General features: G+C 73.4%; 25 protein-coding genes. 7 read left to right on the forward strand and 18 right to left on the reverse strand.

The genetic code is table 11. The annotated features are described in order from the left end of the window. Nucleotides 1–20: 20 nt before the first annotated feature. The 3 genes from MLV88_RS11260 to MLV88_RS11270 are packed head-to-tail and all read right to left on the reverse strand — an operon-like array spanning nucleotide 21 to nucleotide 1,688. Nucleotides 21–326, reverse strand: a complete 306-nt coding sequence (locus MLV88_RS11260) for a hypothetical protein (RefSeq protein ID WP_242335883.1) — start codon at nucleotides 324–326, stop codon at nucleotides 21–23. Nucleotides 327–369: 43 nt separating this feature from the next. Continuing rightward, complete coding sequence (locus tag MLV88_RS11265; RefSeq protein ID WP_242335880.1) at nucleotides 370–1,083, reverse strand: YeeE/YedE thiosulfate transporter family protein; 714 nt, start codon at nucleotides 1,081–1,083, stop codon at nucleotides 370–372. Then, nucleotides 1,080–1,688 carry a YeeE/YedE thiosulfate transporter family protein gene (locus MLV88_RS11270; protein ID WP_308197046.1) on the reverse strand — a complete coding sequence of 203 codons (609 nt, stop codon included), beginning with the start codon at nucleotides 1,686–1,688 and terminating at the stop codon, nucleotides 1,080–1,082. The genes MLV88_RS11265 and MLV88_RS11270 overlap by 4 nt, the downstream gene beginning before the upstream one ends. Before the next feature lie 448 nt (nucleotides 1,689–2,136). Here MLV88_RS11270 and MLV88_RS11275 point away from each other — a divergent pair, with 448 nt between their 5' ends. Further along, nucleotides 2,137–3,483 carry a sensor histidine kinase gene (locus MLV88_RS11275; RefSeq protein WP_242335874.1) on the forward strand — a complete coding sequence of 449 codons (1,347 nt, stop codon included), beginning with the start codon at nucleotides 2,137–2,139 and terminating at the stop codon, nucleotides 3,481–3,483. After that, on the forward strand, nucleotides 3,480–3,875 hold the full coding sequence (locus MLV88_RS11280) for a response regulator (protein WP_242335870.1): 396 nt from the start codon (nucleotides 3,480–3,482) through the stop codon (nucleotides 3,873–3,875). Before MLV88_RS11275 ends, MLV88_RS11280 begins: the two co-directional genes overlap by 4 nt. Before the next feature lie 67 nt (nucleotides 3,876–3,942). On the opposite strand, the gene MLV88_RS11285 is transcribed toward MLV88_RS11280, so the two are convergent. Together MLV88_RS11285 and MLV88_RS11290 are read right to left on the reverse strand one after the other, a co-directional pair. Continuing rightward, nucleotides 3,943–5,103, reverse strand: coding sequence for a hypothetical protein (locus tag MLV88_RS11285; RefSeq protein WP_242335867.1), 1,161 nt, complete (start codon nucleotides 5,101–5,103; stop codon nucleotides 3,943–3,945). 246 nt (nucleotides 5,104–5,349) lie between these two features. Beyond that, nucleotides 5,350–5,931: an LOG family protein gene (locus MLV88_RS11290; protein ID WP_242335865.1), complete on the reverse strand. Its 582-nt coding sequence runs from the start codon at nucleotides 5,929–5,931 to the stop codon at nucleotides 5,350–5,352. Between the two features lie 90 nt (nucleotides 5,932–6,021). Here MLV88_RS11290 and MLV88_RS11295 point away from each other — a divergent pair, with 90 nt between their 5' ends. Genes MLV88_RS11295 through MLV88_RS11305 form a run of 3 tightly spaced genes read left to right on the forward strand, consistent with a single transcriptional unit; the run spans nucleotide 6,022 to nucleotide 9,463 of the window. Continuing rightward, nucleotides 6,022–6,714 (forward strand): succinate dehydrogenase cytochrome b subunit, encoded by a 693-nt coding sequence (locus tag MLV88_RS11295; protein ID WP_255821130.1) that lies wholly within the window; start codon nucleotides 6,022–6,024, stop codon nucleotides 6,712–6,714. A gap of 8 nt (nucleotides 6,715–6,722) precedes the next feature. Further along, nucleotides 6,723–8,636, forward strand: coding sequence for a fumarate reductase/succinate dehydrogenase flavoprotein subunit (locus MLV88_RS11300; protein ID WP_242335858.1), 1,914 nt, complete (start codon nucleotides 6,723–6,725; stop codon nucleotides 8,634–8,636). After that, on the forward strand, nucleotides 8,633–9,463 hold the full coding sequence (locus tag MLV88_RS11305) for a succinate dehydrogenase/fumarate reductase iron-sulfur subunit (RefSeq protein WP_242360299.1): 831 nt from the start codon (nucleotides 8,633–8,635) through the stop codon (nucleotides 9,461–9,463). Before MLV88_RS11300 ends, MLV88_RS11305 begins: the two co-directional genes overlap by 4 nt. 146 nt (nucleotides 9,464–9,609) lie before the next feature. On the opposite strand, the gene MLV88_RS11310 is transcribed toward MLV88_RS11305, so the two are convergent. Beyond that, nucleotides 9,610–10,398 carry a DUF4262 domain-containing protein gene (locus tag MLV88_RS11310; RefSeq protein WP_243337527.1) on the reverse strand — a complete coding sequence of 263 codons (789 nt, stop codon included), beginning with the start codon at nucleotides 10,396–10,398 and terminating at the stop codon, nucleotides 9,610–9,612. A gap of 139 nt (nucleotides 10,399–10,537) precedes the next feature. Between MLV88_RS11310 and MLV88_RS11315 the strand changes: the two genes are divergently transcribed. Further along, nucleotides 10,538–12,136 carry an oligosaccharide flippase family protein gene (locus tag MLV88_RS11315; protein ID WP_243337530.1) on the forward strand — a complete coding sequence of 533 codons (1,599 nt, stop codon included), beginning with the start codon at nucleotides 10,538–10,540 and terminating at the stop codon, nucleotides 12,134–12,136. On the opposite strand, the gene MLV88_RS11320 is transcribed toward MLV88_RS11315, so the two are convergent. From MLV88_RS11320 to MLV88_RS11375, 12 genes are all read right to left on the reverse strand, one after another. Then, nucleotides 12,077–13,243 (reverse strand): glycosyltransferase, encoded by a 1,167-nt coding sequence (locus MLV88_RS11320; protein WP_243337532.1) that lies wholly within the window; start codon nucleotides 13,241–13,243, stop codon nucleotides 12,077–12,079. The genes MLV88_RS11315 and MLV88_RS11320 overlap by 60 nt on opposite strands. Next, nucleotides 13,228–14,529, reverse strand: a complete 1,302-nt coding sequence (locus MLV88_RS11325) for an O-antigen ligase family protein (RefSeq protein ID WP_242335844.1) — start codon at nucleotides 14,527–14,529, stop codon at nucleotides 13,228–13,230. Before MLV88_RS11325 ends, MLV88_RS11320 begins: the two co-directional genes overlap by 16 nt. Before the next feature lie 139 nt (nucleotides 14,530–14,668). Next, nucleotides 14,669–15,850: a polysaccharide deacetylase family protein gene (locus MLV88_RS11330; RefSeq protein ID WP_242335842.1), complete on the reverse strand. Its 1,182-nt coding sequence runs from the start codon at nucleotides 15,848–15,850 to the stop codon at nucleotides 14,669–14,671. 70 nt (nucleotides 15,851–15,920) lie between these two features. Then, nucleotides 15,921–17,132, reverse strand: coding sequence for a GNAT family N-acetyltransferase (locus MLV88_RS24595; RefSeq protein ID WP_242353660.1), 1,212 nt, complete (start codon nucleotides 17,130–17,132; stop codon nucleotides 15,921–15,923). Continuing rightward, nucleotides 17,129–18,310: a DegT/DnrJ/EryC1/StrS family aminotransferase gene (locus MLV88_RS11340; protein ID WP_243337555.1), complete on the reverse strand. Its 1,182-nt coding sequence runs from the start codon at nucleotides 18,308–18,310 to the stop codon at nucleotides 17,129–17,131. The genes MLV88_RS24595 and MLV88_RS11340 overlap by 4 nt, the downstream gene beginning before the upstream one ends. Beyond that, the gene (locus tag MLV88_RS11345; protein WP_242353658.1) at nucleotides 18,307–19,443 is read right to left on the reverse strand and encodes a GNAT family N-acetyltransferase; all 1,137 of its coding nucleotides are present in this window, start codon (nucleotides 19,441–19,443) and stop codon (nucleotides 18,307–18,309) included. Before MLV88_RS11345 ends, MLV88_RS11340 begins: the two co-directional genes overlap by 4 nt. Nucleotides 19,444–19,458: 15 nt before the next feature. Further along, complete coding sequence (locus tag MLV88_RS11350) at nucleotides 19,459–20,469, reverse strand: gluconeogenesis factor YvcK family protein (RefSeq protein ID WP_242353656.1); 1,011 nt, start codon at nucleotides 20,467–20,469, stop codon at nucleotides 19,459–19,461. Beyond that, a complete protein-coding gene (locus tag MLV88_RS11355; RefSeq protein WP_242335829.1) occupies nucleotides 20,469–21,866 on the reverse strand; it encodes an exopolysaccharide biosynthesis polyprenyl glycosylphosphotransferase in 1,398 nt (465 codons plus the stop codon). Before MLV88_RS11355 ends, MLV88_RS11350 begins: the two co-directional genes overlap by 1 nt. Nucleotides 21,867–22,025: 159 nt before the next feature. After that, nucleotides 22,026–22,760, reverse strand: a complete 735-nt coding sequence (locus MLV88_RS11360; protein WP_242335826.1) for a CpsD/CapB family tyrosine-protein kinase — start codon at nucleotides 22,758–22,760, stop codon at nucleotides 22,026–22,028. A 31-nt stretch (nucleotides 22,761–22,791) separates the two neighbouring features. Continuing rightward, nucleotides 22,792–24,153, reverse strand: coding sequence for a lipopolysaccharide biosynthesis protein (locus MLV88_RS11365; protein ID WP_242360293.1), 1,362 nt, complete (start codon nucleotides 24,151–24,153; stop codon nucleotides 22,792–22,794). Nucleotides 24,154–24,169: 16 nt separating this feature from the next. Beyond that, a complete protein-coding gene (locus MLV88_RS11370) occupies nucleotides 24,170–25,294 on the reverse strand; it encodes a hypothetical protein (RefSeq protein WP_242360292.1) in 1,125 nt (374 codons plus the stop codon). 43 nt (nucleotides 25,295–25,337) lie between these two features. After that, the gene (locus MLV88_RS11375; RefSeq protein WP_242335817.1) at nucleotides 25,338–25,919 is read right to left on the reverse strand and encodes a polysaccharide biosynthesis/export family protein; all 582 of its coding nucleotides are present in this window, start codon (nucleotides 25,917–25,919) and stop codon (nucleotides 25,338–25,340) included. 268 nt (nucleotides 25,920–26,187) lie between these two features. Between MLV88_RS11375 and MLV88_RS11380 the strand changes: the two genes are divergently transcribed. Further along, nucleotides 26,188–26,451 carry a hypothetical protein gene (locus tag MLV88_RS11380; RefSeq protein ID WP_242335814.1) on the forward strand — a complete coding sequence of 88 codons (264 nt, stop codon included), beginning with the start codon at nucleotides 26,188–26,190 and terminating at the stop codon, nucleotides 26,449–26,451. Nucleotides 26,452–26,461: the final 10 nt, after the last annotated feature.

The following is a 26,461-nucleotide window of genomic DNA, read 5'->3' on the forward strand; positions in this document are numbered from 1 at the left end:
GGAGGGGAGCCAGAGCGTCGCTAGCAGCCGCCGGCCTTCTTGAAGAACGTGGAGTGGTTCTTCCCGTCCTTCTTCTCGAACTTGGCCTTGATCTCGTCGCCGACGCCGATCCGCTTGTCCTTGAACTTGTCGAGCGTGACGGTGTCGTCCACGAGCAGATCGACGAGCGAGCCGCTCTTCGAGTCCTTGAGCGTCGCCGTCGCCGTCGCGCCGGCGAGGTCGATCTTCGTCACCGTGCCGAGCATCTTCTCCTCGGCGTGCGCGGGGGTCGCGGTCGCGAGGGTGAAGGCGACGGCGAGGGTGAGGGCGGACAGGATCTTCTTCATCTTGCTTCTCCTTGTGTCGACTGCGGGGTGAGCGGCGGCGGGATCAGGGCGCCGCAGCGGTGCCGGTGGGCAGGGCGAGCATCGCGACGCCGGCGAGGGCCACCGCGACCAGGCCGACGAAGATCCACTTCTTCGCCGCGCCCGACGGGCTCTCGGCGAGGGCCGCTCCGGCGACGAGGCGCTCGATGCGCTCGCCCGCGAAGAAGGCCGCGATCGCGAACGCCACGACGAAGACGGCGACGATCGGCGCGGGGAGCCCGAGCCAGGTGGAGAGCGAGAGCGCGCCGAGCTTGCCCGAGTTCGGGAACGCGCCGAGCGCCGGCTCGACGTGCGCGTACACGAGGCCGCCCACGACCACGCCGAAGACCGTCGAGACGCCGTCGAGCTTGCCGGAGGCGGTCGCGACGAGCGAGGTGCCGGGGCAGTAGCCGGACATCACGAACCCCGCGCCGAGCAACAGGCCGCCCACGATCATCGGCCAGAGGTAGGTCGGGTAGTTGAACTGGATGGCCGCGAGGTCCACGACCCCCGCGGAGGAGAGCACGACGAGCCCGAGCATCGCCGTCACGATCGCCGTGAACATCACCTTGAGGACGGTGAAGTCGTAGCCGTAGAACTGCCCGACGAGCTTCTGGGCGCGCCCGAAGCCGGAGCGCTCGAGCACGAACCCGAACGCGATCCCGACGACGACCGCGACGCCCAGGCCGAGGGCGCGGCGCTCGTCGGAGAGCGCCTCGATGGGGAAGATCGTCGTCATCGCCACTGCCTCCTCAGGAAGTAGGCGACCGCGTAGCCGCCCGCGAACACCGACAGCATGAAGGCCCACGACCCGACCGACATGGCCGCGCCGCCCGAGAGCGCCTGCCCCGAGGTGCAGCCGCGCGACAGCTTGGCGGCGAACCCCATGATCACGCCGCCCGCGATCGCGAAGCCGATCCGGCCGCCGCTCGAGAAGCTCGGGCCCTTCAGCACCTCGCGCGAGAAGCGCCCCGAGGTGATCGCGCCGAGGACGCCGCCGATGAGGACGCCCACGACCTCGAACACGAGCCAGTCGTCGAGCGGGTGACCGTCCTCGAGCATGCCGGCGATGGCCGGCACTCGCTCCGCGTGCGCGGGCGCCAGGCCGGACACGGCCCACACGCCGACCCGGTACGTCGCGCCCGAGGCTCCGAGCCCCTTCCCCATGAGCAGGAACGTGACGAGCAGCACCAGCCCGAGCGCCACGCCTCCGGCGTAGGGGTTCCAGAATCTGTTGGGGTTCCTCTCCATCCGTTCCTCCGCGTCGCGCGCGGCCCGTTCGACGAGCCGCGCCAGTCCGAGCTCAAGCGAGAGAGCCCATGCCTCCCCGAAGGGTTCTTCCACCGCTCGGCAGGCGGCCCGGCTCCACCGCCCGCGCCGCGGCGGCGGCGAGCGTCCGGGGCCTCGCGCACCGCTTCGCCCGCGGGCGCCCGCGCCGCCCCGCGGGGCCGGCCTCTGCGTCCTGCCGAAGAAGACATAGCGACATCGCTAGTTCGCTATGCAACCGCCGCACCCATCCCCGACCCTGCGGCGCTTCCGCCCATTTCTCGCGGGCTTCGGAGGCCCGCACCCCCTCCCCGCGCCGCCGCCTCCCGTCCTCCGGCGCGCAACCGGTGCGTGCTCGCGAGCCGAGTACGCAAATCGATCCGCCGCGCGCGGGTGAGCGATCCGCGAGGCGGCGACCGCCCCGCCGCACGATGGGCTCCCCATCACGATTTCTCTATCAGTGAAACCGAACCTGTCCCGTCCGGGCGAGATGACAAGGTCCCGTCACACGGATTAGACAGTCCGAGTGCCCCCTGGCCCCTCCCAGCGCGCGGGCGAGCCTCGACCGAACGTTTCCGAACCGCCCCGCGCCTCACGCTGGCGGCGGCGCCTGCCCTGGCCGCCCGGCCGCATCGTCGCCGCTTACGCGCTGCTCTCCGCCGTCTGGATCGAGCTGTCCGATCGGGCCGTCGAGCTGCTGATCGGCGATCACGCCGGGACGATGATCCAGACCGCGAAGGGCATCGCCTTCGTCGCGGTCACCTCCGTGATGCTGTACGCGCTCATCGGGCGTCGCGAGCGCGGCCTGCGCACGCGCGGCGCAGAGATCCGCGCCACCATCGAGAGCATGGCGGACGCGGTGCTCGTCGTGGACGCGGACACCCAGATCGTGGAGGCGAACCAGGCCGCGGCCGAGCTCCTGCGCGTCGGCAGCCGCGAGGCGCTGCTCATGCCGATCGCCGAGTGGGGCAAGCGCTTCCAGCTGCGCCACCTCGACGGCACGCCGGTCCCGCTCGAGCGCTTCGCGACGATCCGCGCGCTCAAGGGCGAGCGGGTGCCCGCGTACGACGCGATCATCCGCTCCGCCGACGGCCGCGACGTGTTCCTCTCCGTCACCGCCTCCCCCGTGCTCGTCCCGGGCGGCGGAACGGAGCTCGCCGTCGCGGTGCTGCGCGACGTCTCGCCCGCGCGCCGGCTGGACGAGCTGCGCGACGAGTTCCTCTCCACCGCCGCGCACGAGTTCAAGACCCCCCTCGCCGTGATCAAGGCGTATGCCCAGCTCCTCCAGAAGCGAGATCCCGGCGAGGCGCAGGCGCTCGTCGTCATCCAGCGCCAGGTGGACCGCCTGAACAGGCTCGTCCAGCACCTCCTCGACACGACGCGCCTCCGGCTCGACGCGCGCGAGGGGCACCTGCAGCACTTCGACCTCGGCGCGCTCGCCGGCGAGGTCGTGTCCCGCATGCGACCCGCCGCGCCGGCCCACGCCCTCTCGGTCGCGACCGTGCCGGCGCAGGTGCTCGCCGATCGCGAACGGCTCTCGCGCGTGATCACGAGCCTCGTCGACAACGCGGTCCGCTACTCCCCCGGCGGCGGCGCGGTCTCGGCGCGCGTCGAGTCGCGGGACGGCGAGGCGATCTTCTCGGTGGAGGACCACGGCCTCGGCATCCCGCCCGAGCGTCAGGCCCGGATCTTCGAGCGCTACTACCGCGCCCACGCGGGCACGCCGCAGGACTACGGCGGGCTCGGCCTGGGCCTCGACATGAGCCGCGAGATCGTGGCCCTCCACGGCGGGCGCATGTGGTTCGAGAGCGCCCCGGGCCGCGGCTCCACCTTCCACTTCAGCGTGCCGCTCGCCGGGGAGGGCTCCGCATGACCTCGCGCAGCGTGCTCGTCGTCGAGGACGATCCGGACCTCCTCGCCCTGCTCGAGATGATCCTCGAGGACGCCGGCCACAAGGTGCGGACCGCCCAGGAAGGCGGAGCGGCGCTCGCCCGCGTCGCCGAGGAGATGCCGGGCGTGATCCTCCTCGACATGCGGATGCCCGGCATGAACGGGTGGGAGTTCGCGCGCGAGTTCCGTACCCGCTTCGGGCACGCCTGCCCGATCGTCGTCGTGACGGCCGCCGAGAACGCGCGGGGCCGCGCCGAGGAGATCGGCGCCGAGGGATGGCTGTCGAAGCCGTTCGAGCTCGAGGACGTCCTCGCGACGGTGGCGCGGCACCTCTCAACGGCGGAGGGGGCGGAGGGGGCGCCGGCGACGCGCTGAACGGCCGATCATGACTCGCGAACAGGCCAGCGAAGCGAGCCCGCCAAACTGTCGTCTAGCGCCCTCGCTACGGGAATAGCGTGAACCGCACGCCCGCCTCGAAGAGCGGCTGGAGCCCGCGGTCGTCGATCGAGCGGCGGGGCAGTCCGAGGCCCTCCTCCTCGATGCGCGTGTAGGTGGTCCACGAGACGCCGCCGTAGAGGCCGACGCCGAACACCGGGTTCGAGCGCAGATCGACGCCGCCCATGAGGCGCAGCATCTCGTGGCCGGTGTAGGAGACGAGCTCGTGGCTGTCGCCGTTCGACGTCGTCACATTCGCCGCGGCGAAGCCGGTGCCGACCGCGAGCCACTTGCCGACCGGCGAGGTGGCGCCCCAGGTGTGCCTGAGGAGCACGCCGAACTTCACCGTCGAGGACATGCAGTCGAGCCCCGCCGCGGAGCAGGCGTCCCGGTACATGTTGCCCGCGTCACCGACGCCCACGTCGAGGTAAAGGCCGAGGCCGATGGCGGGCGTGATGCGCGCGCCGCCCTCGAACCAGAGGTCGAGCTGCCCCTCGAGCACGTCGCCCGTGTCGATCCCATCTCCCATGTCGCCGCCGAAGCCGATCCCTCCCAGCCCGAAGGAGGCGTACACGGGGAGGATGGGCGCGAGGCCTCGCTGCGGGCGCGCCTGGGCAGGCTGAGCGTACGGCGGCGGGCCCGCGTACGGCGGCCCCGCGGGCGGTGGCGGACGCCGCGGTGGCGGAGGGCGCGGATAGGGCTCGCGGCGCACGCGCACCGAGCCGTCCGCGTAGGCGATGCGCGCGATCTGCTCCGCGGGGATCCGCCGGGTCGTCCCGTCGGGGAGCTGGATCGTCACGCCCTCGGAGACCTCCTCGATGACGCGCCCGCGGACGCGTCCGCCGCTCACGAGGAAGACGGTGTCGAGCGGCCCCTGCACGACCGGCGGGGCGCTCCTCGGCTCCTGCGGCGCGGTCGCCGCGGGCCCGGACGGCTGCGACTGCGGCGGGCCGGCCGGGCTCGCCTGCCTCGCGCCACCGCCGCGCTCGATCCGCACGATCGCGTCGGGGTCGAAGCGCCGCAGGGTGCCGTCCTCGAGCTGGATCGTGACGCCCGTCGACGGGCTCTCCTCGACGATGGTGCCGGTGACCCGGGTCCCGTCCTTGATGACCACCGTGTCTTGCGCCGGCGCGGCGGCCAGGGCCGCGGCGAGCAGGATCGCGAGCATGTTCGTCCTCCGGACGGACCCCAGGGCCCGTCCCTTCCGAGCACACTAGCGACAAGCGTGCCGCTCCCGCAGGCCGCCGGGCTCCGCGGCCCGGGTGCCGTGCCGCACCGCGACATCACGGGCATTTCGCCATCCCGGCCCGATCCCTCGGGGACGGGCGGACCGTCCGCCCGCCCGCGCCGACCGCCTCCCCCTGTGGGCGGGCGGCTCGCGTGTCGCAAGGGATTCACGCCCCGCCCGCTGCCCTCACGCGGTCTCGGGATCGATCCACCTCTGCACGCGCGGCGGCTCGAACCGGTCGAACGCGTCGAGCAGCGCTCCGGGCTCCTCTCCGACGAGGATGAGCCGGCGATGCTCGGACCGAAGGAAGCCCTCCGTCACCGCATGATCGAAATAGGAGATGAGCGGGCGGTAATAGCCGGCGACGTCGAGGAGCCCGCAGGGCTTCGCGTGGAGGCCGAGCTGCGCCCAGGTGAGGATCTCGGAGAGCTCCTCGAGCGTGCCCATCCCGCCGGGCAGCGCGAGGAAGGCGTCGGAGAGCTCCGCCATCTTCGCCTTGCGCTCGTGCATCGATCCGACCACGTGCTGCCGCGTGAGGCCGCCGTGGCCGAGCTCGCGCGCGAGGAGCGCTCGCGGGATCACCCCGTCCACCTCGCCGCCCGCCTCGAGCGCGGCGCTCGCCACCGCGCCCATGAGCCCGACGCTCCCGCCTCCGTACACGAGGCCGAGCCCGCGCCTCGCGAGCGCCCTCCCGACCTCCTGCGCCATCGCCACGTACGAACCGTTGATCCCGGGGGAGGAGCCGCAGAACACGCAGATGCGTTTCATGCGCCGCAAATTAACGGACCAGTCTGGCCCGCAAAGGGCCCCTCCCGGGACTAGCATACCCGCGCGTGGTCTGGCACCGTGTCGGCCTCTATGTCGACCTCCGTGAGTCCGGTGTCCGCGCCCCGCGCTACGCGCCTGGGCGCCCTGTGGAACAGCGCCGTCGGTAAGAAGGCGCTGATGGCTGTGACGGGGATCGTGCTGTTCCTGTTCGTCCTCGTTCACATGATCGGCAACCTGCAGGTCTTCCAGGGTGCCGCGAAAATCAATCACTATGCGGAGCTGCTCCGCATCTCCCCGCCGTTCCTCTGGTTCACGAGGATCGTGCTGCTCGTGGCGGTGTTCGTCCACGCGCTCGCGGGCATCGAGCTCTGGATGGAACGCCAGCGCGCGCGCCCCGTGGGCTACCAGGACTACCGTCCGGTGGTCTCGTCCACCGCCTCGCGGACGATGATCTGGAGCGGCCTGCTCATCCTCCTCTTCGTCGTTTACCACCTGCTCGATCTCACGATCGGCGTGGTGAACCCGAGGTTCGAGCACGGGCAGGTGTACGCCAACCTCGTCGCGAGCCTGTCGCGCGCGGTGGGCGCCGCCATCTACCTCGTCGCGATGATCGGGCTCGGCTTCCACCTCTGGCACGGGCTCTATTCGATGTTCCAGTCGCTCGGCCTCTCGAACCGCGGCATCTCGCCGACGATCCAGAAGTTCGCGATCGGCTTTGCCGTGCTCCTGACGCTCGGGTTCTCCGCCGTTCCGCTGGCCGTCATCCTCGGCCTCGTGGGGTGAACAAAGACATGCCGCTCGACGCGCACATCCCTTCTGGCCCCATCGAGCAGAAGTGGCAGAAGCAGAAGTTCGACCTGAAGCTCGTCAACCCCGCCAACAAGCGGAAGTACCGGGTCATCGTGGTGGGCACCGGCCTCGCCGGCGGGGCCGCCGCGGCGTCCCTCGGTGAGCTCGGCTACGAGGTCCTGAACTTCTGCTTCCAGGACACTCCCCGCCGCGCGCACTCGATCGCCGCGCAGGGCGGCATCAACGCCGCCAAGTCGTACCAGAACGACGGCGACTCGGTGCAGCGCCTGTTCTACGACACCATCAAGGGCGGCGACTTCCGCGCCCGCGAGGCGAACGTCTACCGCCTCGCCGAGGTGTCCGCGAACATCATCGACCAGTGCGTCGCGCAGGGCGTCCCGTTCGCCCGCGAGTACGGCGGCGCGCTCGCGAACCGCTCCTTCGGCGGTGCCCTCGTCTCCCGCACGTTCTACGCGCGCGGCCAGACGGGCCAGCAGCTCCTGCTCGGCGCCTACCAGGCCTTGCAGCGGCAGGTGGCCGCCGGCACCGTGAAGCAGTTCGTCCGCACGGAGATGATGGAGCTCATCGTCGTCGACGGACGCGCCCGCGGCATCGTGGTGCGCGACCTCGTCACCGGCAAGATCTCCTCGTACGTCGCCGACGCCGTGGTGCTCGCCACCGGCGGCTACGGCAACGTCTTCTACCTGTCGACGAACGCGAAGGGCTCGAACGCCACGGCCATCTGGCGTGCTCACCGCAAGGGCGCGTTCTTCGCGAACCCCTGCTACACGCAGATCCACCCGACCTGCATCCCGAAGTCGGGCGAGTACCAGTCGAAGCTCACGCTGATGAGCGAGTCGCTCCGCAACGACGGGCGCGTCTGGGTGCCGAAGGCAGCCGGCGACAAGCGGCCGCCGAACGAGATCCCCGAGTCCGACCGCGACTACTACCTCGAGCGGATCTACCCGACGTACGGCAACCTCGCCCCGCGCGACATCTCCTCCCGCCAGGCGAAGAACGTCTGCGACCAGGGGCGCGGCGTCGGTCCCGGCGGCCTCGGCGTCTACCTGGACTTCCGCGACGCCTTCAAACGGCTCGGCCGGAAGGTCATGGACGAGCGCTACGGGAACCTGTTCGAGATGTACGAGCGGATCACCGGTGAGGACCCGCACGACGTCCCGATGCGCATCTACCCTGCCGTCCACTACACGATGGGCGGCCTCTGGGTGGACTACAACCTCATGTCCAACCTCCCCGGCCTGTTCGTGGGCGGCGAGGCGAACTTCTCGGACCACGGCGCCAACCGCCTCGGCGCGAGCGCGCTCATGCAGGGGCTCGCGGACGGCTACTTCGTCCTGCCGTACACCGTCGGCGACTACCTCGCCCGCGGCGGCTTCGCGAAGATGGACACCTCCCACCCGGCCGTGAAGGACGCCGAGCGCGAGGTGAACGAGCGGACGAAGCGCCTCATGTCCATCGGCGGCAAGAAGAGCGCCGACCAGCTCCACCGCGAGCTCGGCGAGATCATGTGGAACGACTGCGGCATGGCGCGGACGAAGGAGAGCCTCACGCACGCGCTCTCCGTCATCCCGGAGCTCCGCGAGAGGTTCTACAAGGAGCTGCGGGTCACCGGCTCGGGCGCCGAGCTCAACCAGCAGCTCGAGCAGGCCGGCCGGGTCGCCGACTTCTTCGAGCTCGCCGAGCTGCTCTGCTACGACGCGCTCCAGCGGAACGAGTCGTGCGGCGGCCACTTCCGGGTCGAGTACCAGACCTCGGACGGTGAGGCGCAGCGTAACGATGACGAGTACGCGTACGTGGCGGCCTGGGAGTTCAAGGGTGTCGGAACGACGCCCGTCCTGAACAAGGAGCCACTCGTGTTCGAGAACATCCACCTCGCTCAGCGGAGCTACAAGTGAGGATCACCCTCGACATCTGGCGTCAGAAGAACCCGCGCGACCCCGGCCGCTTCGAGCGGTTCGAGGTGCCGAACGTCAACGAGCACATGTCCTTCCTCGAGATGCTGGACGTGCTGAACCAGCAGCTCGTCTCGGAGGGCAAGGAGCCGGTGGCGTTCGACTCCGACTGCCGCGAGGGCATCTGCGGCATGTGCGGCTTCCTCATCAACGGCGAGGCGCACGGGCCGCTCCGCAACGCGACCGTGTGCCAGACGCACATGCGCCACTTCAAGGACGGCGACGTGCTGCGCCTCGAGCCGTGGCGGGCGTCGGCGTTCCCGGTGCTGCGCGACCTCATCGTCGACCGGTCCGCCCTCGATCGCATCATCGCCGCGGGCGGCTACACCTCGACCCGCGCCGGCAGCGCGGCCGAGGCGAACCAGATCCTCATCCCGAAGCCGTCCGCCGACAAGGCGATGGAGGCGGCGGCGTGCATCGGGTGTGGCGCGTGCGTCGCGTCCTGCCCGAACGCCGCGGCGGCGCTCTTCACCGGCGCCAAGATCGCGCACCTCGGCCACCTGCCTCAGGGTCAGCCCGAGCGCATGGGGCGCGCGATCGCCATGACGAGCCAGGCGCACGCCGAGGGCTTCGGTCACTGCACGACGATCGGCGAGTGCGAGGCGGTCTGCCCGGCCGGCATCAAGCTCGAGGTCATCTCGCGGATGAACAAGGACTTCATCAAGGCGACGCTCGGCGGGTACGCCAACGAGGTGCAGACGCTCGCGGCGCTGCCGCCCTCCGCGGCGATGCGCTTCTTCGAGGCCGAGCCGCCCAAGAAGGAGCCGTAAGCCGTCAGCCGTCCCCGCCGGCTCCGCGCCGGCGAGCCCCGCCCCGCATGCGCCGCGACCTCGCGGCGTGCGCGGGGCGGTGGCATTTCGAGGGTGCGGCGCGGCGAGCTCTCCCCCGCGACGGGGACGGACGGACGCGCGGAGACCTAGGCCGGCTCGAGCTCGGCGAGGAGCGGCTGCGCATCCCGGAGCGCGTGCGAGAACCAGCGCTCCCAGGGGAACCGTCCCTCCGAGTCGGGCCACACCGCCTGCAGCGCCGGGAAGCGCGGGCCGCCGTGGAACCAGCCTGCGTAGCCGAGGTACGCCGGGTAGTGGCGGCGCGCGACCGGCCGGAACGCGACCGGACGGTCCAGGAGGATCCCGTCCACGACGCCGCCCTCCTCGAACCGCTCCCCGGCGCGCACGCGCGCGCCGAGGCGGTCGAGCGCGGCCTCGCGAGTCGCGGCGTCGAGGCCGAAGACGATGACCTCCGGGTGATCGAACGAGCGGAACAGCCCGACCGTGAAGGCGTGCTCAGCGCCCGCGCCCTCGGCCTGGATGACGTGCCACCCGCCCTCGGCGACGTCCGCGAGCACGCGGAGGTCGAGCGCGTCGAGCGGCTCGCCGCGCCGGGGCGGATAGCGCGGATCGAGCGACGGCCAGCGGCGCGACGGTCGCGTGGGGAGCGGGAGCGGGCCCTCCCGGACGTGCCAGCGCTCCCCGAGGCCGGCGCGGCCGAGCGTCGTTCCGCGCGGGTGCAGCACGATCTCGACGCACGACGGGTCGCGCGCCACCACGGCGTCGAGCGTCCAGTCGCGGTCGTCGGCGGCGTCGTGCGGGGCGCGCCCGCACCGGAACCGCCACTCCGCGCCCCCGTCTCGGCCGCGGGCCGCGGCCAGGATGGGCGCGCCACCCTCGGCCACGTGCTTGCACACGGCGGCGCGATCGCTGGACATCGACGGGAGCAGACCACTTCGGTGCCTGCTTGTCACGGGGTGTCACGGGCGTCCCAGCGCGTCATGCCGGTGGCCCTCCGGGGTGGCCGCCGCGGCGCCCCGTTGCCGCGCCACGCACGGAGCCCGACCGTCTTGTGGAATGGCGGCCGAGACCGACGCGGCGGATCCGGGCGGGGCGTCCCTCATGAGACAGGCGGGGCCGCTCATCGCGGCGCGCCTCTTCACCGCGATCCTGACGCTGTCGATCCCGCTCGTGCTCGCGCGGGTCCTCCCGCTCGCCGAGTACGGCACGTACAAGCAGCTCTTCCTCATCGCGCTGACGCTCTCGTCGATCCTCCCGCTGGGCGTCGGGCAGAGCCTCTACTACTTCATTCCGCGCACGACCCACCGGCGCGTCTACTTCGGCCAGACCCTGCTCTTCCTGCTCGCGGCGGGCGGCGTGGCGGCGGTGGGGCTGTTCGCCGCGATGCCGCGCGTGGCCGCGGCCTTCGAGAACCCAGGGCTGCTCGACCATCGCCTCCTCCTCGCGCTCTACACGGGCTTCACCGTCGCCGCGTCCCCGCTCGAGCTCTCGATGACGAGCCAGGGCCAGACGCGTCGCTCCGCGCTCACCTACCTCGTGTGGGACAGCGCCCGCGCCGCCGCGTTCGTGGTGCCGGCCACCACGGGCCGCGGCCTGGGGGCGATGATGACCACCCTCACCTTGCTCGCCGCGCTCCGGCTCGTGGCCGCCTGGGCGGTGATGCTGGGCGGGAAGCGAGGCCCCCTCCTCGACCGGCGCCTCTTCGCGGGACAGCTGGCGTACGCCTTCCCGTTCGGGATGGCGATGCTCGTCGCGATCCCCCAGCAGTACGCCCACCAGTACGTCGTCGCGAGCACCGTCGGCCCCGCCCTCTTCGCGATCTACGCGGCCGGCTGCTTCGACCCGCCGTTCGTGGATCTGCTGTACACGCCCACCGGCGAGGTCCTCATGGTGCGCCTCGGCGCGCTCGAGAAGGCGGGACGCGCGGGCGAGAGCGTCGCCGTCTTCCGCGAGGCCGCGGGCCACCTCGCCCGCTACCTCCTGCCGGGCGTCGTCTTCCTGTGGGCGATCGCCCCGGACTTCGTGGTCGCCGTGTTCGGCGAGCGCTTCGCGCCCTCCGCCACGATCTTCCGCGTCTGGCTGCTCGCCATCCCGTTCGGCGTCTTCCCCATGGACGCTGCGCTCCGCGCCCGCAACGAGACGCGGCACCTGTTCCGCGCGTACGTCGTGAAGGCGGTCGCGACGGTGCCGCTCGTGTGGGCCGGCGTGAGCCGCTTCGGGATCCTCGGCGGGGTCGGGTCCTACGTCGCGGCGGAGCTCGTCGGCAAGGCGATGCTCGCGGCCCGGCTCCCGCGCGCGCTCGCCGACGCGGGCGTCCGTCCGCCGCTGCAGGCGCTCGTGCCCTGGGGCGAGATCTCGCGGGCCGGGATCGGCGGGACGCTCGCCGCGATCGCCGGCGTCGCGGTCCTCCGCGCGGCCCCTGCGCTGGAGGCGCCAGGTGCCGCCGCGACCGCCCTGTACCGGTTCGTGCCGCTCGCCATCGCGGGGCTCGTGGGCGCCGCGATCTATGTCGCGGTGCTCTGGATGACGGGCGTGCGCCCGGCCGCCGCGCTCGCCGCGATCCGCTCGCGCCGGCCGGCCGGGCTCCGTGAAAGCTCAGCGGGCCTGCGCCCCCTCGCGGCGCACCGCGCCGTAGACGATGCGAGGGACGTCTAGCCCGGTCAGGTCCTCGTACAGCGCGTCGTAGCTCGCGCGCATCTGCTCCACCGAGAACTCACGCTCGACCCGCCGCCGACCCCGCTCGCCCATCCGTCGCCGCAGCGGGGCGTCGTCGAGGAGCTCCAGGAGGCGCCGCGCGAGGACGGCCGGCGCGCCGGGCGGGACGAGGAAGCCCTCCTCGCCCTCGTGGACGAGCTCCGGAGTCCCGCCCACCGAGGTCGCGACCACGGGGAGGCGCGCGGCCATCGCCTCCAGGAGGGCGTTCGAGATCCCCTCGGCGTAGCTGGGCGAGACCGCCACCTCCGCCCGCGCGAGGAGTGAGGCCACGTCGCGGCGGTGGCCGAGGAAGTGGCAGTGCTCGGCCACCCCGAGCTGGCGGGCCGCCCGCTCGAGGAGCGGCCGGCGCGCGCCGTCGCCGACGAGCACGAGGCGCGCCTCGGGCCGGGCGCGCACGACCTCCCGCATCGCGTGGAGGAGGTCCGTCTGGCCCTTCACGGGATGGTGCATGTTGGCGACGCAGACGATCGCGCCGGCCTCCGGCGCGGGGGCCTCGGGGGCGCGGCGCGCCGCGCGGTCGAGCTCGCCGAGATCCACGCCGTTCCGCACCACCACGACGCGGTCCGGCGCCACTCCGTCGCGGACGGCCTGGTCGCGGATGCAGAGCGCGTTCACGAGCACCCGGTCGGCGAGGCGCGACGCGAGCACGAGCGCGGGGCGGTGCAGGCCGGGGAGCTGGTGCCCGAGATCCACGCGGGTGACGATCGACGGGACGCCGGCGAGGCGGGCCGCGACCACGCCGAGGACGTTCGTGCGAAGGTCCTGGGCGTGGACGATCCGGACCCGCTCCTCCTGGACGAAGCGCACGAGGCGCGCCACCTGGAGCAGCGTGTACGCCCTGAGGAGCTTGCTCCCGACGTCGAACACGAACGGGCGGACACCCTCCGCGGCGAGGTCCGCGAGGTGCTCGCCGTCGTCGTGCAGGGTCGCGACCACCGGCTCGAAGCGCGAACGCTCCATCGTCCGGACGTTGAGGACGGTCTGACGCTCCTGCCCACCGAGCTGGAAGCGGTCCTGGAAGACGAGGATCTTCAGCGGGCGGCCCACGGCGGCAGCTCCCCCCCGAGCGCCGCCCGCTCGCGCGAGAGCCGCATCGTCACCAGGGCGCAGGCGAACAGGAAGTAGAGGAACCAGGACAGCGAGTACCCGTTGGCCATCTCGATGACGAGGTAGCCCGCGAGCGCCGCGAAGACCGCGCGGGCCTCGGTGCCGACGAGCGGATCCGCGCCGACGCGCCACAGCTTCGGCATGAGCCAGGCGACGAACGCGCAGAAGAGCAGGAACGCGACCACCCCGAGCTCGCCGACGATCTCGAGCAGGATGTTGTGCGCGACGTAGCGGCGCCCGCCCGCCTCGAGCGGCGCGTAGCGACCCCAGGCCTGGAGGTACGCGCTCGCGCCCACGCCCGTGAACGGGCGCTCCTCGAGGATCACGCCCAGCACCTTCCAGGCGTTCTCGCGCCCCTCGACCGAGACGTCCGTCTCGTACTGCGTGATCGTGGCGTTGCGCTCCCAGAAGCTCGAGGGCGCGAACGCGACGAGGCCGAGCGCGATGGCCGAGGCGGCGACGAGCTTCCTCGCCGTGCTGAGGCTCTTGCCGCGGAACAGGAAGAGTGCGATGGCGACGGCCGCGGCCACCGAGCCGGAGCGGGAGTGGGTGAGCACGATGGCCGAGATTTGGGCGGCGAAGACGGCGGCGAACGCCACGCGGGCCCAGCGCTTCCTCGCGGTGACCGCACCGTAGAGGGCGAAGGGCATCACGGCGATGAGGCACATCGCGAGGCGGTTGGGATCTGCGTACGGACCGCGCCAGTGCGTGCGGAACCCGTCGATGAGGGCGTCGTCGTTGCGCCAGACGTCGATCGCCCCGAGGGCCGGGCCCAGCGCGGCGAGGGTCCCCACGAGCATGAAGCGCCTGAGCCGCTGGGGGCCGTCCACCGCGTTCTGCACGACGACGAAGACCACCGCCATCTTGGCGGCCTCGACCGTCGCGCCGAGGGTGTCGGTCTGCGAGATGGTCCAGGCGAGCGAGAGCGGCACGAAGGACAGGTAGACGAGGAGCGGGACCACGCCCGGACCGCCCACCCGCACCCGCTCGCCGGAGGTCACCCGGTGCATGAGCAGCGCGAAGGCTCCGACCGCCATCGCCACGAAGGCGAGCCGGAACTGCTCGAACCACGGCCACCAGAACTGCGGGTTCGAGTACAGCATCACGACGAACGCGAGCGTGGCGCCGTGCACGAGCAGGTGCCACCTCCGGCTCGCGCGCTCGATCCACGCTTGCCGCGCGAGGAGCGCCGAGTCGAGAGTCGCTGCGTCCGCGTGAGCCGTCATGTCCACCTCTGTGGGTCAGAAGGTGCGCGCACCCTGGCTCGCCCGGCCACCGTCCGTTCGGGGTCCGCTGAGCAGCCAGGCAGGCGTGCTCGACGAGGGAGTGGACCTGTACCTGAAGATCCCGAGCGCACGCCGCACCTCACGAGGCCGCGCGCTCGCGGCCGGCCGCGTGCGCCTCGTCGTCCACCGCTCCGGACAGGGCGTCCGGGCGCTCGCCCGAGACGTGCCGAGCGAGCCCCAGCGTGTGGAAGACGCTGTCCAGGCTGCAGATGGCGAGCGCCGCGCTGTAGGAGATCGGGCCGAGCGTCGAGTTCTCCCAGAGCACCTTGCGCGACATCGCGTACGGGTCGCCGCCGCGCACGTTCTCGCGATCCTCCGTGGTGACCCCCGTCTCGAACCCCGACTCGGCGACCGCGTGCCGCACCGCCGGCGTGTAGTAGCCGTTCGGATAGGCGAAGTGGAGCGGCGGGCGCCCGAGCCGCTCCGCGATCATCTGGCTGCAGCCGGCGATCTCGCGGCGCGCCTCCTGGAGCGGCAGGTTCGAGAGCACCGCGTGGTTCACGGTGTGGCCGCCCACGTCCATCCCCGCGCCGCGCAGCTCCGCGAGCTCTTCCCAGGTCATCGCGCGCGTGTCGTCGGGGAGGTCCTGCTCGGCGAGGCCGGTCCGCGCCTCGAGGGCGCCCGCGATCGCCACCAGCCGATCGTGCGGGAGCCGCGCGATGAGCCGGTCGAGGGTCGCGGCCGGCCCGGGCTCCGCGCAGGCGGTGAGCAAGGACTGCAGCGGCCCCGGCAGCCCTGCCCGCTCCACCGGGATCCCGCGCCGCGCGATCTCGGTGAGCGAGGCGTAGAGGCGGTCGTGCGGGAACCGCTTCGCCGTGCCGGTGTAGCCGGTCGCGACGAAGAAGGTGGCCGGGACCTTGAGCGCGGCGAGGACCGGCATCGCCACGTGGTGGTTGTCGGCGTAGCCGTCGTCGAAGGTGACGACGAACGCGTCGCGGCGGCGCGTGCCGGGCGGCTCGCCCAGGATCCGGCGCGCGTCGGAGAGCGACACGATCTCGCGGGTGCGCGCGATGTCCTCGATCTGGCGCTGCAGGGTCTGTGCGGAGATGAACATCGAGGCGATCGACTCGCGGGCGCTCGCCTCGAAGTCCAGGGTGGCGCGGTGGTACGAGAGGATGACCACGCGGGTCCCGCCGGCCTGCCGCCGCTGCCACGTCCGCACCGCGCGGTGGACCCCCGCCGCGAGGAAGGTCCCCGCCGCCGCGACCTTCACCGCCCGCCTCAGGATCCACTTCGGGCTGTTGTCCGCACGCTCCGGCATCTTCCGCCTCTCTTCTTCACCTTCGACCTCGCCGCCGCGCGGCGCGGCCCCACCCCCGCCGTACCGCCAGTCAGCCGCCGCGCGCGCCCGCCAGCGCGCTCGCCTCGAGCGAGCGCCTCGCGCGCCTGAGCGCCCCCCACACCCGCTCCGGCGCGACGGACCTCGCGATCCCGCGCGCCGCGCGGAACGCCTCCTCCGCGGCGACGGCGGTCCCGGCGCGCAGCGACGGCGCCTGCAGGCGGACGCTGCACGTCTCGCGGCGATCCCAGGCCCAGTCCATCTTGTAGGCCTCGGTGCCGCGCAGGAAGTCGTAGTCGGTGAGGCCGCGCGCGTAGGCGTCCGCGACCGTCCGCCCGACGAGCACGACGCCGGGGCTCCGGGCCGACCAGGCAGGGTCGTAGCCGGACTGATAGTAGAAGAAGCGGCGGCCCACCTCGAGGCCGTAGACCGCGGCGATCGCGTCGCGCCCCACGAACAGGCGGTACATGCGCAGCCAGCCGCGCGCGGCGAGGAGCGGCGCCACCTCGCGGTGGAACTCCTCGACCGGCCCGGGCGGGATGCCGGAGGAGCCGCCCTCGACCTCCCAGCGCAGCCGGTGCAGCCGCAGGAAGTCGTCCATGGCGGCGGTCGCCTCGTCCGCGGCCGCGACCTCGATCCGGAAGCCCGCCTGCTTCTCGAGCCAGCGGACCCGCCGCGCGTACGTCTCGCGCCGGCGGATCCTGGCGAGGTGCTGCTCGAAGGTGCCGCGCACGACGAACCCGGGACAGACGAAGCCGCGCTCCACCTGCGCCCGCACTCCGCGCGGCGCCATGGCCGCGCGCAGGGCGGCGACGGTCGGCGAGCCGCAGGGGAGGTCCTCGAGGCAGAGGACGTCCCACGCCGCGGCCCCCGCCGCGAGCGCCCGCGCGATCGCCTCGCGCGCGGCGGCCGCGTGCTCGGGCCGGGCGAGCACGTCGAGGCCGTCCGCGCCGGTGAGGCCGTTGCCGAGGAGGCTGAAGCGCCGCTCCCCCACGAGCCCCGGGCGCGCCGAGAGCACGAGGAGCCCGGCGAGCCGCGCGTCGCGGTCGCGCGCCTCCAGGATCCAGATCGGCCGGCGCGCGGCGAAGCAGCGGTGGAAGGTGTGGAGCCACTCCCAGGAGAGGAACGGCGACGGCGCCTGGGCGGCGTCGAAGAGCGCGCGCCACTCCTCCTTCAGGACCGCGAGGCGCGCGGGGTCGCGGTGCTCGACGACGGTGAGGCCGGCGGCGCGCTCCCCGGCGGGCGCTGGGCTGGTGGGCGTCACTCGAGCGCCTCCCTCACGCAGCGGGCGAGGTATGCCATGTCGTCGGGCTGCAGGTCCTGATGCACGGGGAGCTCGAGCACGCGCCGCCGGAGCATCGCGACGTCCGGGAACGGCTCCTCGGGGCAGAGCGGGTGCCCGGTGCGCCAGAAGTCCACCGTCTCGACGCCGCGCGCGGCGAGCCGCGCGGCCACGGCTGCCTTGTCGTCGCAGAGGAGCGGGTAGAAGAGCGGGCTCGCGCCGGCGGGCAGCTCCGGGAAGATCGGCACCACCCGGTCGCGCAGCCGGCCGAGGAGGAGGAAGTAGTTGCGCCGCCGCGCCGCGACGATGGCCTCGGCGTCGAGCCGCCGGGCGATGAGCTCGGAGAGGGAGCTCATGCCGAGATCGACCGTCGCGAGGTCGAACGTCATGGTGCCGGTGGAGACCGGGTGAACTCCGGTCGCGCCGCGCACGTACGAGTACGCCCGCCGCGCCGCGCTGCGGAGCGCCTCGCCCGCGTCCCCGAGCCGGAACGCGGCGTTCTGGAGGAGCGAGCCGGTCGCGTGGGAGAGCGTGGACGCGAGCGGCGCCGCCTCCGGCTGCGGGACCTCGCCGCGAACGGACGGGTCGTTCACGACGAGCGCGCCGCCGTTCGGCACCGGGAGCGTCTTGTAGAAGCAGAAGATCCCGAGCGCGCCCACCGACCCGAGCGGCCGGGTCCCCTCGGCGGCGAGGAGCGACAGCGCGCAGTCCTCCACCACCGGCAGCCCGTGCCGCCGCGCGATCGCCGTCACCTCGTCCATCGGCTGCGCGAAGCCGGCGTAGTGGATGACGTAGAGGGCGCGGGTGCGGGGGCCGATCTTGGCCTCGAGGTCCTCGAGGTCGAGGCGCATGCGAGCGTCCACCCGCACGAAGCGCGGGAACGCGCCGGCCGCGGCGAGCGCCCCCACCTCCACGCCGTGGTGGTAGGCCGGCACGAGCACCTCGTGGCCCGTGAGCCCGAGCAGCCGCGCGCCGTGGTAGACCGCGTTCCGCGCCAGGTAGAAGTGGGTCGTGCGCCGCGCCCCGAACGGGAAGGCGGGCGGCCGGGAGGCGGCCAGGGGAGAGAGCATCCTCGGCCAGAGCGTGGGCAGGGCCGGGATGTAGCGCCTGCGCGCCTCGCGCGCGGTCGGCCAGGTCCGCGCCGCCACCGCCCGACTCATCGCCACCACGAGAGCGCCTCCTTCACGGCCGGGCGGACCCGGTGCTTCAACGTGTGCATGGCCCTGCCGGCGAAGGAGGGGCGATACACGTAGAGCCAGTCATGGGGAGCGTGGGCCGGAGCCCAGTCGCGCTTCCACTCCATGTCGGGGCCGAGGAAGTCGAAGCGCGAGAGGCCGCGCGCCTCGCACTCGGCGAGCACCTCCCGCTGGAGGAGCTGCCCGGGCGAGACCTGGCCGAGGCGCTCGTCGTACGCCGTCTTCGGCAGGTAATAGACGCCGCGGTGCACCACGCCGAGGTGCACCGCGATGGCGCGGCCGTCGAGGGTGAGCGCGCGCACCGCGAGCGCCCCGCGCTGGGCGGCGTCCCGCGCGATGCGCGCGTAGAACTGCACGAGGGGCTGCGCGAGCGCGATGGCGGTGCCGCCCTGCCCCTTCCACCCGCTCGCCTCGAGCGCGAAGAACTCCGCGAGCGCCACGTCGAGCCCCTCGGCGCCGTCCACGCGCGTGAGCGCGACCGCGCCCAGCTCGCCGAGCCGCCTCGCGCGCCGGCGCAGGTTCGCGCGGAACTTCGCGCTCGTGCGCTCCTCGGCGCCCTTCTCGGACAGCTCGACGTAGGGCGTCCGCAGCGACTCCCAGCGCCCGGCGAGGTGACGGTCCGCGCGCGCGGCCGCCTCCAGCAGCACCGAGGTCGGCCCCTCGCGCGGGACGTCCCGCAGCACGAGCACGTCCCAGCGGATCCGGTCGCGCAGGTGGCCCCACAGCGCCGCGACCGCGCCGGGGGCGTCCTCCCCGAGGACCCACTCCACCCGGCAGGAGTGGTCGTTCGCAGGGGCGACGAGCCGCGTCACGCCGCGCTCTCGCTGCAAGAGGAGCGGGGCCATCCCGGCGGCCCGGCCGGCGCGGGTGCGCGCGACGAGCACCCGCAGCGGGGCGTCCGGCGCGAAGGCGTCGAGCCAGGCGGAGATCCACTCGTGACGGGCGAACGGGACGTCCACCGGGCCGCGCGCGAGCAGCCCGTTCCACTCGTCCCGGAGCGCGTCGAAGGCGGCGCGCCCCTGCAGCTCCTCGACGCGGTAGCGCGAGCCGGCGGGCTCGTGGGCGGGCGCGAGGAGGGTCTCGGCGGTCTGGACCAAGGTGTCGTCCCCTCCTCAGCGGACCCGCGCGATCGCGAGCAGCGCGCGCGCGAGCTTCCGGGGGTCGTGGCGCCCGCGCTCTCCCTCGGCGAGCAAGTCGGTCACGACCGGGACCGCGCCCGCGGCGTCGATCGCCGCACGTTCGACCCGCACCGGGACCGCACCCTCCCCGGCGTAGGCCGCCACCACGTCCTCGGGCAGCGGGGGCCGCTGCGCGAGCGCCACGTCCACCACGTCCCCGAGGTGGCGCTGCACGGCGCGGACGTGATCGGCGGCGTCGAAGCCGTCGGTCTCGCCGGCCTCCGTGAAGAGGTTCACGACCAGGACGCGCGTCGCGCCCGTCGTCCGCAGCGCCTCCGGGATGCCCGGCACGAGGAGCCCGGCGAGCACGCTGGAGTAGAGGCTGCCCGGCCCCAGCACCACCAGGTCCGCGCCGAGGATCGCCTCGATCGCCTGGCTCGAGGCCTGGGCCGCGCCGGCGAGCCGCAGCTCCGCCACGCGGCCGCGCGCCGCCGCGATGGCGGTCTCGCCGCGCACGATCCGGCCATCGTCCAGCTCCGCGACGAGCTCGACCGGCGTCGCCGTGGCGGGGACCACCCGACCGCGGACGCCCAGCATCCCGGCCGCGGCCTCCACCGCCTGGCCGAAGTCGCCGAGCCGCTGCGCGAGCGCGGTGAGGACGAGGTTGCCGATGGTGTGACCGGCGAGCTCGCCGCCCCCCTCGAAGCGGTGCTGGAACACCGACGCGAGCGGCGCTCCCGCCGCGAGCGCCACGAGGCAGTTGCGGACGTCGCCCGGCGCGGGCACGCCGTAGCGCCGCCTGAGCTCGCCGGAGCTCCCCCCGTCGTCCGCGGTCGTGACCACGGCGGTCAGCTCCACCGCGGGCTCCTCGTCCGGCTCTCCGTCGCCGGCGGCGAGCCCCTCGAGGACCCGGGGCAGCCCGGTCCCGCCGCCCACCGCCACGACGTGCACGGATCGCGCGTCGGGTGCGCGCACCGGCCGGGGGACGAGCTCCTCGAGCACCATCACTTCGCCCCCTTCCCGAGGAGCACCACCTTCGCGGTGGCGAGGAGGCAGACGAGGTCGAGGAACAGCGAGGCGTTCTTGATGTAGTAAAGGTCGTACTCGAGCTTGCGGGCCTGTTCCTCCATCGTGGAGCCGTACCCGTACTTGAGCTGCGCCCACCCGGTGAGGCCCGGCTTCACGAGCTCGCGCAGCGTGAAGAGCGGGTAGCGCACCTTCAGCTCGGAGAGGAACACCGGCCGCTCCGGGCGCGGGCCGACGAGGCTCATGTCGCCGCGGAGCACGTTCCAGAGCTGCGGTAGCTCGTCGAGCCGCGCGCGCCGCAGGAAGCGGCCCAGCGGCAGCACGCGGGGATCCTGCTCGGTCGCCCACACCGCGCCGTGCTGCTCGGCGTCGCGGCGCATGGTGCGGAACTTCCACACGCGGTACGGCGTGCCGCTGCGTCCGGTGCGCTCCTGCGAGTAGAAGATCGGGCGGCCGTCGGAGAGCCAGATCGCGATCGCGGTGGCGACCATGATCGGCGCCGCCCCGGCGAGCATCACGAGCGACACGGCGAGGTCGAGCGCCCGCTTGGCGGTGCGCGTGCCGCGCGAGACGCGGAAGCCGTCGTCGAAGATGAGCGAGCTGGGACGCACGAGCGACAGCGGGATGCGCTGCAGCGTCGCCTCGGCGAAGCCCACGTCGTCCACCACCCGGCGACCGCGCGTGCGGAGCGTCAGGAGGTCGTCGATGGGCAGGCCCTCCCGCCGGTCCTCCATGGCGACCACCACGATCTGGACGCGCTCCCGGCGCGCGACCTCGCCGAGCGAGCCCTCCAGGATCGCGTCCGCCGGGACCGCGGCCGGGGCGAGCGACCGCTGGGGCCTCACGAAGCCGACCGCCCGGTAGAGCCCGTCCGCCTCGCGCTCCATCGCGCGCGCGAGGTCGCGGGCCCGCGCGCCGGTCCCGAGGAAGACAACCCGGGTCGGCGAGCCGACGACGGCCGGCATGAGGACGCGGGCGGCGATGACGCCGAAGGCGCCGCCCGCGGCGGCGAGCACGAGCGAGCGGTGCAGCATCCACCCGGGCAGGAAGAGGTCGAGCGCGATGTCGGCGAGGGCGATGGCGATCGCGGCCACGCCGATCGCCCGCAGGAGGCGCCGCCCGTCCGCGCGATCGCGCACCGCCGCGTGGAGGTCGTAGAGGTCGCCGAGATAGAGCGCGCCCGCGAAGAACACGGAGGCGAGCGCGGCGCGGAGCACCGCCGGGTACATCGGCGGCCCTCCCACGGAGCTCGTCGCCTGGGCGGCGACCGGCCCGAGGGACGCGCCCGCGAGCAGCGCCAGCACGAGGACCGTCTCCTCGGCGAAGAAGTACGCCGCCTTGCGCGGCGAGAACCAATGGTTGAAGACCCGGACCAAGTCCCCTCCCCGTCCAACCCCGACCGCCGTGCCCGGCGCGCACTCCCGCGCACGGGCCAGGACCCGAGCCACCGTCTCCGGCCACGACCGTGCGTCGTGGCCACCCCCCTCCCACGCCCCCTCCGCGCCGCCGCTGGCGGCGCGGGAGGGCGCCGGTCCTTACCCCGCGCGGCGGCCGGCGATGGCCGGCGCCGCCTCCCCGGGTCCGCCGTACAGCCAGCGCCCGTGCGCCACGGACTCCGGGTCGACGTCGTTCAGCACCACGCCCGCGGCCCGGTCGCCGAGCGACTCGAGCGCGAGCCGCACGACCTGGCGCGGCGTCGCCCCGGCGCGCACGACGAGCACGGCCGCGTCGGCCGCCCCCGCGAGCCGCTCGCCGTCCGCGAAGGCGAGCGCCGGGGGCGCGTCGAGGACGACGAGGTCGTACGCCGCCCGCAGCTGCTCCACGAGCGCCGCGGTGCGCGGGTGGCGGATCGCCGCCACCGGGTCACGCACCTCGCCCGCGCACAGCACCGACAGCATGCCGACGCGCACGATGGCCTGGGACAGCTCGGCGGTGCCGTCGAGCACCTCGGCGACCCCTGCGCGCGGCGCGAGCCCGAACAGGCTCGCCACCGACGGCCGGCGGAGATCCGCGTCGACGAGGACCACTGCGCGCCCTTCCTGCGCGGCGGTGAGCGCCAGGTTGGCTGCGGTGGTGGTGCGGCCCTCGCCGCGGCTCGCGCTCGTCACGGCGACGACGCGCATGGCGCGGCGCGCCGCGAGGCGGGCGAGCCGCTGGTAGAGCACGCGGTACTGGTCCGCCGCGGGCGAGTCCGGCGCGGCCAGGGCCACGAGCTTCTTCTCGGGCGCGGCGGCGGGGTGGGTGGCCTGAAGGGTGTCGGCAGGGATCATCGGTCCATTCCTCCGATCGATTACGCGCAAGTCAGGAAGCCCGCCCGATGCGAGGGATCGCCGCGAGCACGGGGATGCCCAGCGTCGCCGCGTCCTCGGGTCCACGCATCGATGCATCGAGCCACTCGGCGATCCCCGCCGCCCCGAGCCCCATCGCGATCGCGGCGAGCACCGCGATCCACAGGAGCTTGGGCCGGTCGGGGGCGGCCGGCAGCCGGGGCGTGACCGGCGTCTCCACCATCCGGAACATGGTCGGCTGGTCCGCCGCGAGGAGCTGCTCGGCGGCCGCCGAGTCGGCGCGCCGCGAGAGCGTCGAGGCGTACTTGGCGCGCATCACCTCGTACTCCCGGGACAGGTTCGCGAGCGCCTGGCCCCAGCGCGGCGCCGCCTCGATCCGCTTCTGGTAGGTGGTCATCTCCTTGCGGAGGGAGGCGATCTGCTCCTCGTGCGCGCGCACCTCGTCGTCGATGCGCGCGAGGTGAGCCTGCACGCGCTCCTTCTGGAACTTCTCGAACGCGCCGTCGCGCTGGGAGAGCGCCTCCTGGAACTCGCGCCGAGCGCGCTTCACGTCGGGGTGATCCGGCCCGTAGGCCGCCTCGGCCGCGTTGAGGCGCCGCAGCGCGGCGTCCAGGCCGGCCTCGGCGAGACCCGGACCGCTCGGGCCCTCCGGGATGGACGAGAGCACGTCGCCGCGGCGCCGCTGCGCGTCGGCGATCGCGCCGAGCCGCATCTCGATCTGGCTCTGCGCGCGCCCGACCGCGCGGGCGTTGTCCTCGAGCAGCTCGGGCAGCTCGGCGGTGTGGTCCACCTTGAAGGCGAGGAGCTTCTTCTCCTGCGTCGAGAGCTCCTTGCCCATGTCGTCGACCTGGCGATCGAGGGTCTCGCGGAGGCTGCGCGCCTGGGCCTCGAGGACCTGACGCGTGAGCTCGCCGTAGTACTTCGGCAGGAGCTCAGCGGCCCGGGCGACCTTCTCCGGATCCCTGCCGCGCACCTCGACCACGAAGAGCAGCGCGGGCGCGCCGGCGGGGACCTCGCCCTCGAGCCGGACCTCCACGTTCCGCCGCATCTTGCGGAGCGCCTCGTCCATGTCGTCGCGGAGATCGGGGAAGAAGTCGGTCTCCTTGATCACCCGCTCGAGCACCGGGCGGGCCAGGATGCCGTGCTTGATGGTCCGCATCCGATCCTCGAACGGCGTGCCGTTCTGGGCCGGGAAGAAGTCGAGCCCCAGCCGCCGCGGCTCGATCTGGACCACCGATTGGGCGGAGTACTCCGAGGGGACGCCGAGCGCGAGCGCAACCCCGACGACGAGCACCGCGCCTGCGACGACCAGCGCGAGGAGCCGGCGACGCCGCAGCGCCGCGAGGAGATCCTGCAGGGTGTAGGTCCGTTCCATTCGTCCTTCCTCTTCGTCACCGTTCCGGCAGGGTCCAGCCGAGCCGGAGTCCGAACGTCGTTCGCCGCAGCGCGGCCGACGAATCGTCGAGCCGCGCGAAATGTGTCGCTGCCAGCGCCAAGCGCACCCCTCCCCCGACGAGGAGTGCCGCCTCGCCGTAGGTCACGTAGCCGGTCACCGCGTCCCCGCCGCTCGGGGCCCGGCCGGAGCGCCAGATGCCGCCGTCACCGCGGAGCTCGAAGCGCCGCGCGAACCTGCGCGCGAGCCCGAGCTCGACCGAGTCGACGAGGCCAGGGCTCGCGGTGTTGCCGAGGCCCAGCCCGTGGGCGAGCTGCGCACGCCCCTCCCAGTCGCGGGAGACGCCGACGAGCTCGACGCTGCCCTCGGGGACGACGACCGCGTTGCCGCTCTTCAGCCACAGGGCGGGCCCCGCCGAGCCGTTCACGGTCAGCTGCCGGCTGAGCTCGTACCGCGCGCGCGCCCTGAGCGCGTGCGCGAAGGCCCAGTCGGTGGCGTCCCGCTCGAAGCCCTGGAACAGCGAGGCCAGGTAGCCGGCCCCGAACGAGAGGCGCCGGCCGTACCGGTACAGCGCCTCCACGCCGGGCTGGTGCATCGCGCCGCCCGTGCGGTCGTCGAAGCGGACCGTGTCCTCCGTGAGCAGGGCGGCCACGTCCACGCGCTCGGAGGCGCGGTACTCGGCCCTGCCCCGGCCGTGGAGGATGAGCGCGGAGTCGCGCCCCGTGCGGAAGACGCCCATCTGCGCGAGCCCCACCGGGTCGAACGCGTACGCGCCCCGGAAGTCCGCGTGGAGCGTGAGGCGCCGCGTGGTTCGCGCGTCGAGCACGAGCGACCCGCGGTGGTTCCAGCTCCCTCCGGGCTGCATGCGCTCGTACGTGAGGAAGTCCACGCCGTAGAGCGTGCGGAGCTCCCAGGTGTGATCGCGGAAGCGGAGCCCCACGTCCGGGGACACCCGGCCGACGCGGTCGCTGCCCGAGCCGTCGTAGAGCACGTTCGAGTCGTAGCCGCCCTCGAGGGTGAGGCGGGCGATGGGATCCACGACCGTGCTCGCCGCCGCCCGCGCCGCAGCGCAGAGAGACACGGCGCAGAGCGCCGCCCTCCCGAAGCGCCCCGGCGCTCCCATCGCCCACCTCTTCCTCGGCCCTCTCATGGTCGGCACCGTCCCGCTACGGCACGTAGAGGACGTCGCCGCCCCTGAGCCAGAGCGCACCCTCCGCCTCCCCCTTCACCAGCTCGTCGAACGAGAGCTTCACTCGATCGGTCTTCCCGTTCGCTCCCTGGCGGAGCCAGCTCACCTCGCCGCGGGCGAACTCGGTGCGCCCGCCGGCGAGCGCGATCGCCTGCACCACCGACATGGGACCGCGCAGCGGGAACCCGCCAGGGCGCGTCACCTCGCCGAGCACGTACACCCGCGGTCCGTTGATCTCCCGGACCAGCACGGCCACGGCCGCGTCCTTGATGTACGGGCCGAGCGCCTTCGTGAGGCCCTGCTGCAGCTCCCCCGGCGTCTTGCCTGCCGCGTCCATCTCCCCCGCGAGCGGAAGCGAGATCTTGCCGTCCGGCCGGACGGGCACGACCCGCGTCAGCTCTGGCTCGTGCCAGACGACGACCTCGAGCACGTCCTCGCGCCCGATGCGGTACTCGCCCACTTCGGGCCGGGGATCCGGCCGCTGCGAGGCCCCCGACGAAGCGCACCCCGTCGCGGCGAGGAGAATGCCGGCCACCACTGCCCTCTTCGAGAACGCCATCCAATTCCTCCCGGGACTCCCCGTCCCGAAACGACTCCCTCGCATCGAGCACACCTCGTGCCACGACGCGTCGTTCACCCCGAGCGAACTCCACGCCACGCGTCGCCGCTCCTCCAGCGCACGTCGTCCACGCGATCCGGCGTGCGGCCACGAACGCGACGCGCGAGCGAGCGGCTGCCGCCGAGAGCGGGTTCCGGTGCGACGCTGAGGAACTTTTTTCCCTCGCGTGGGAACGGACGTGCCTGCGTTGCCGCGGCGACGAGGCGGGATGACGTTCTCCCTGGACGCGGCAGGATGGACCGGCAGTCGGCGCCGGTATGGAGGGCGGGAAGGCATGCTGAGGGCGGCGGCGTGGACGCTGGGCCTGTTCGGGGTCGGCACTTCGGTCGTTGGACTGTTTCCGGAATCGGCATGGGTCGAGCCGATCGTGCTGCTCGCGCTCGGGATCGCGTTCCTGTACGTGAGCGCGCGCACCGGCTTCCGCGAGCGCCGCTCGCGCGGCGAGCTCGCCCCCAAGCAGGCTGCGGCCTGAGCTTTCCGGC

Source organism: Anaeromyxobacter soli (assembly GCF_022808855.1).
Classification (GTDB): domain Bacteria; phylum Myxococcota; class Myxococcia; order Myxococcales; family Anaeromyxobacteraceae; genus Anaeromyxobacter; species Anaeromyxobacter soli.

Excerpts from the sequence above, each read along its gene's own strand:
- MLV88_RS11310 (WP_243337527.1), bottom strand. The coding sequence starts at position 10,398 with ATGTCCAGCGATCGCGCCGCCGTGTGCAAGCACGTGGCCGAGGGTGGC.
- MLV88_RS11350 (WP_242353656.1), bottom strand. The coding sequence starts at position 20,469 with ATGGTGCTCGAGGAGCTCGTCCCCCGGCCGGTGCGCGCACCCGACGCG.
- MLV88_RS11375 (WP_242335817.1), bottom strand. The coding sequence starts at position 25,919 with ATGGCGTTCTCGAAGAGGGCAGTGGTGGCCGGCATTCTCCTCGCCGCG.
- MLV88_RS11340 (WP_243337555.1), bottom strand. The coding sequence starts at position 18,310 with ATGAGTCGGGCGGTGGCGGCGCGGACCTGGCCGACCGCGCGCGAGGCG.
- MLV88_RS11360 (WP_242335826.1), bottom strand. The coding sequence starts at position 22,760 with ATGATCCCTGCCGACACCCTTCAGGCCACCCACCCCGCCGCCGCGCCC.
- MLV88_RS11260 (WP_242335883.1), bottom strand. The coding sequence starts at position 326 with ATGAAGAAGATCCTGTCCGCCCTCACCCTCGCCGTCGCCTTCACCCTC.
- MLV88_RS11280 (WP_242335870.1), top strand. The coding sequence starts at position 3,480 with ATGACCTCGCGCAGCGTGCTCGTCGTCGAGGACGATCCGGACCTCCTC.
- MLV88_RS11295 (WP_255821130.1), top strand. The coding sequence starts at position 6,022 with ATGTCGACCTCCGTGAGTCCGGTGTCCGCGCCCCGCGCTACGCGCCTG.
- MLV88_RS11380 (WP_242335814.1), top strand. The coding sequence starts at position 26,188 with ATGACGTTCTCCCTGGACGCGGCAGGATGGACCGGCAGTCGGCGCCGG.
- MLV88_RS11370 (WP_242360292.1), bottom strand. The coding sequence starts at position 25,294 with ATGGGAGCGCCGGGGCGCTTCGGGAGGGCGGCGCTCTGCGCCGTGTCT.
- MLV88_RS11285 (WP_242335867.1), bottom strand. The coding sequence starts at position 5,103 with ATGCTCGCGATCCTGCTCGCCGCGGCCCTGGCCGCCGCGCCGGCGCAA.
- MLV88_RS11365 (WP_242360293.1), bottom strand. The coding sequence starts at position 24,153 with ATGGAACGGACCTACACCCTGCAGGATCTCCTCGCGGCGCTGCGGCGT.
- MLV88_RS11300 (WP_242335858.1), top strand. The coding sequence starts at position 6,723 with ATGCCGCTCGACGCGCACATCCCTTCTGGCCCCATCGAGCAGAAGTGG.
- MLV88_RS11330 (WP_242335842.1), bottom strand. The coding sequence starts at position 15,850 with ATGCCGGAGCGTGCGGACAACAGCCCGAAGTGGATCCTGAGGCGGGCG.
- MLV88_RS11265 (WP_242335880.1), bottom strand. The coding sequence starts at position 1,083 with ATGACGACGATCTTCCCCATCGAGGCGCTCTCCGACGAGCGCCGCGCC.
- MLV88_RS11290 (WP_242335865.1), bottom strand. The coding sequence starts at position 5,931 with ATGAAACGCATCTGCGTGTTCTGCGGCTCCTCCCCCGGGATCAACGGT.
- MLV88_RS11315 (WP_243337530.1), top strand. The coding sequence starts at position 10,538 with ATGGCGGCCGAGACCGACGCGGCGGATCCGGGCGGGGCGTCCCTCATG.
- MLV88_RS11325 (WP_242335844.1), bottom strand. The coding sequence starts at position 14,529 with ATGACGGCTCACGCGGACGCAGCGACTCTCGACTCGGCGCTCCTCGCG.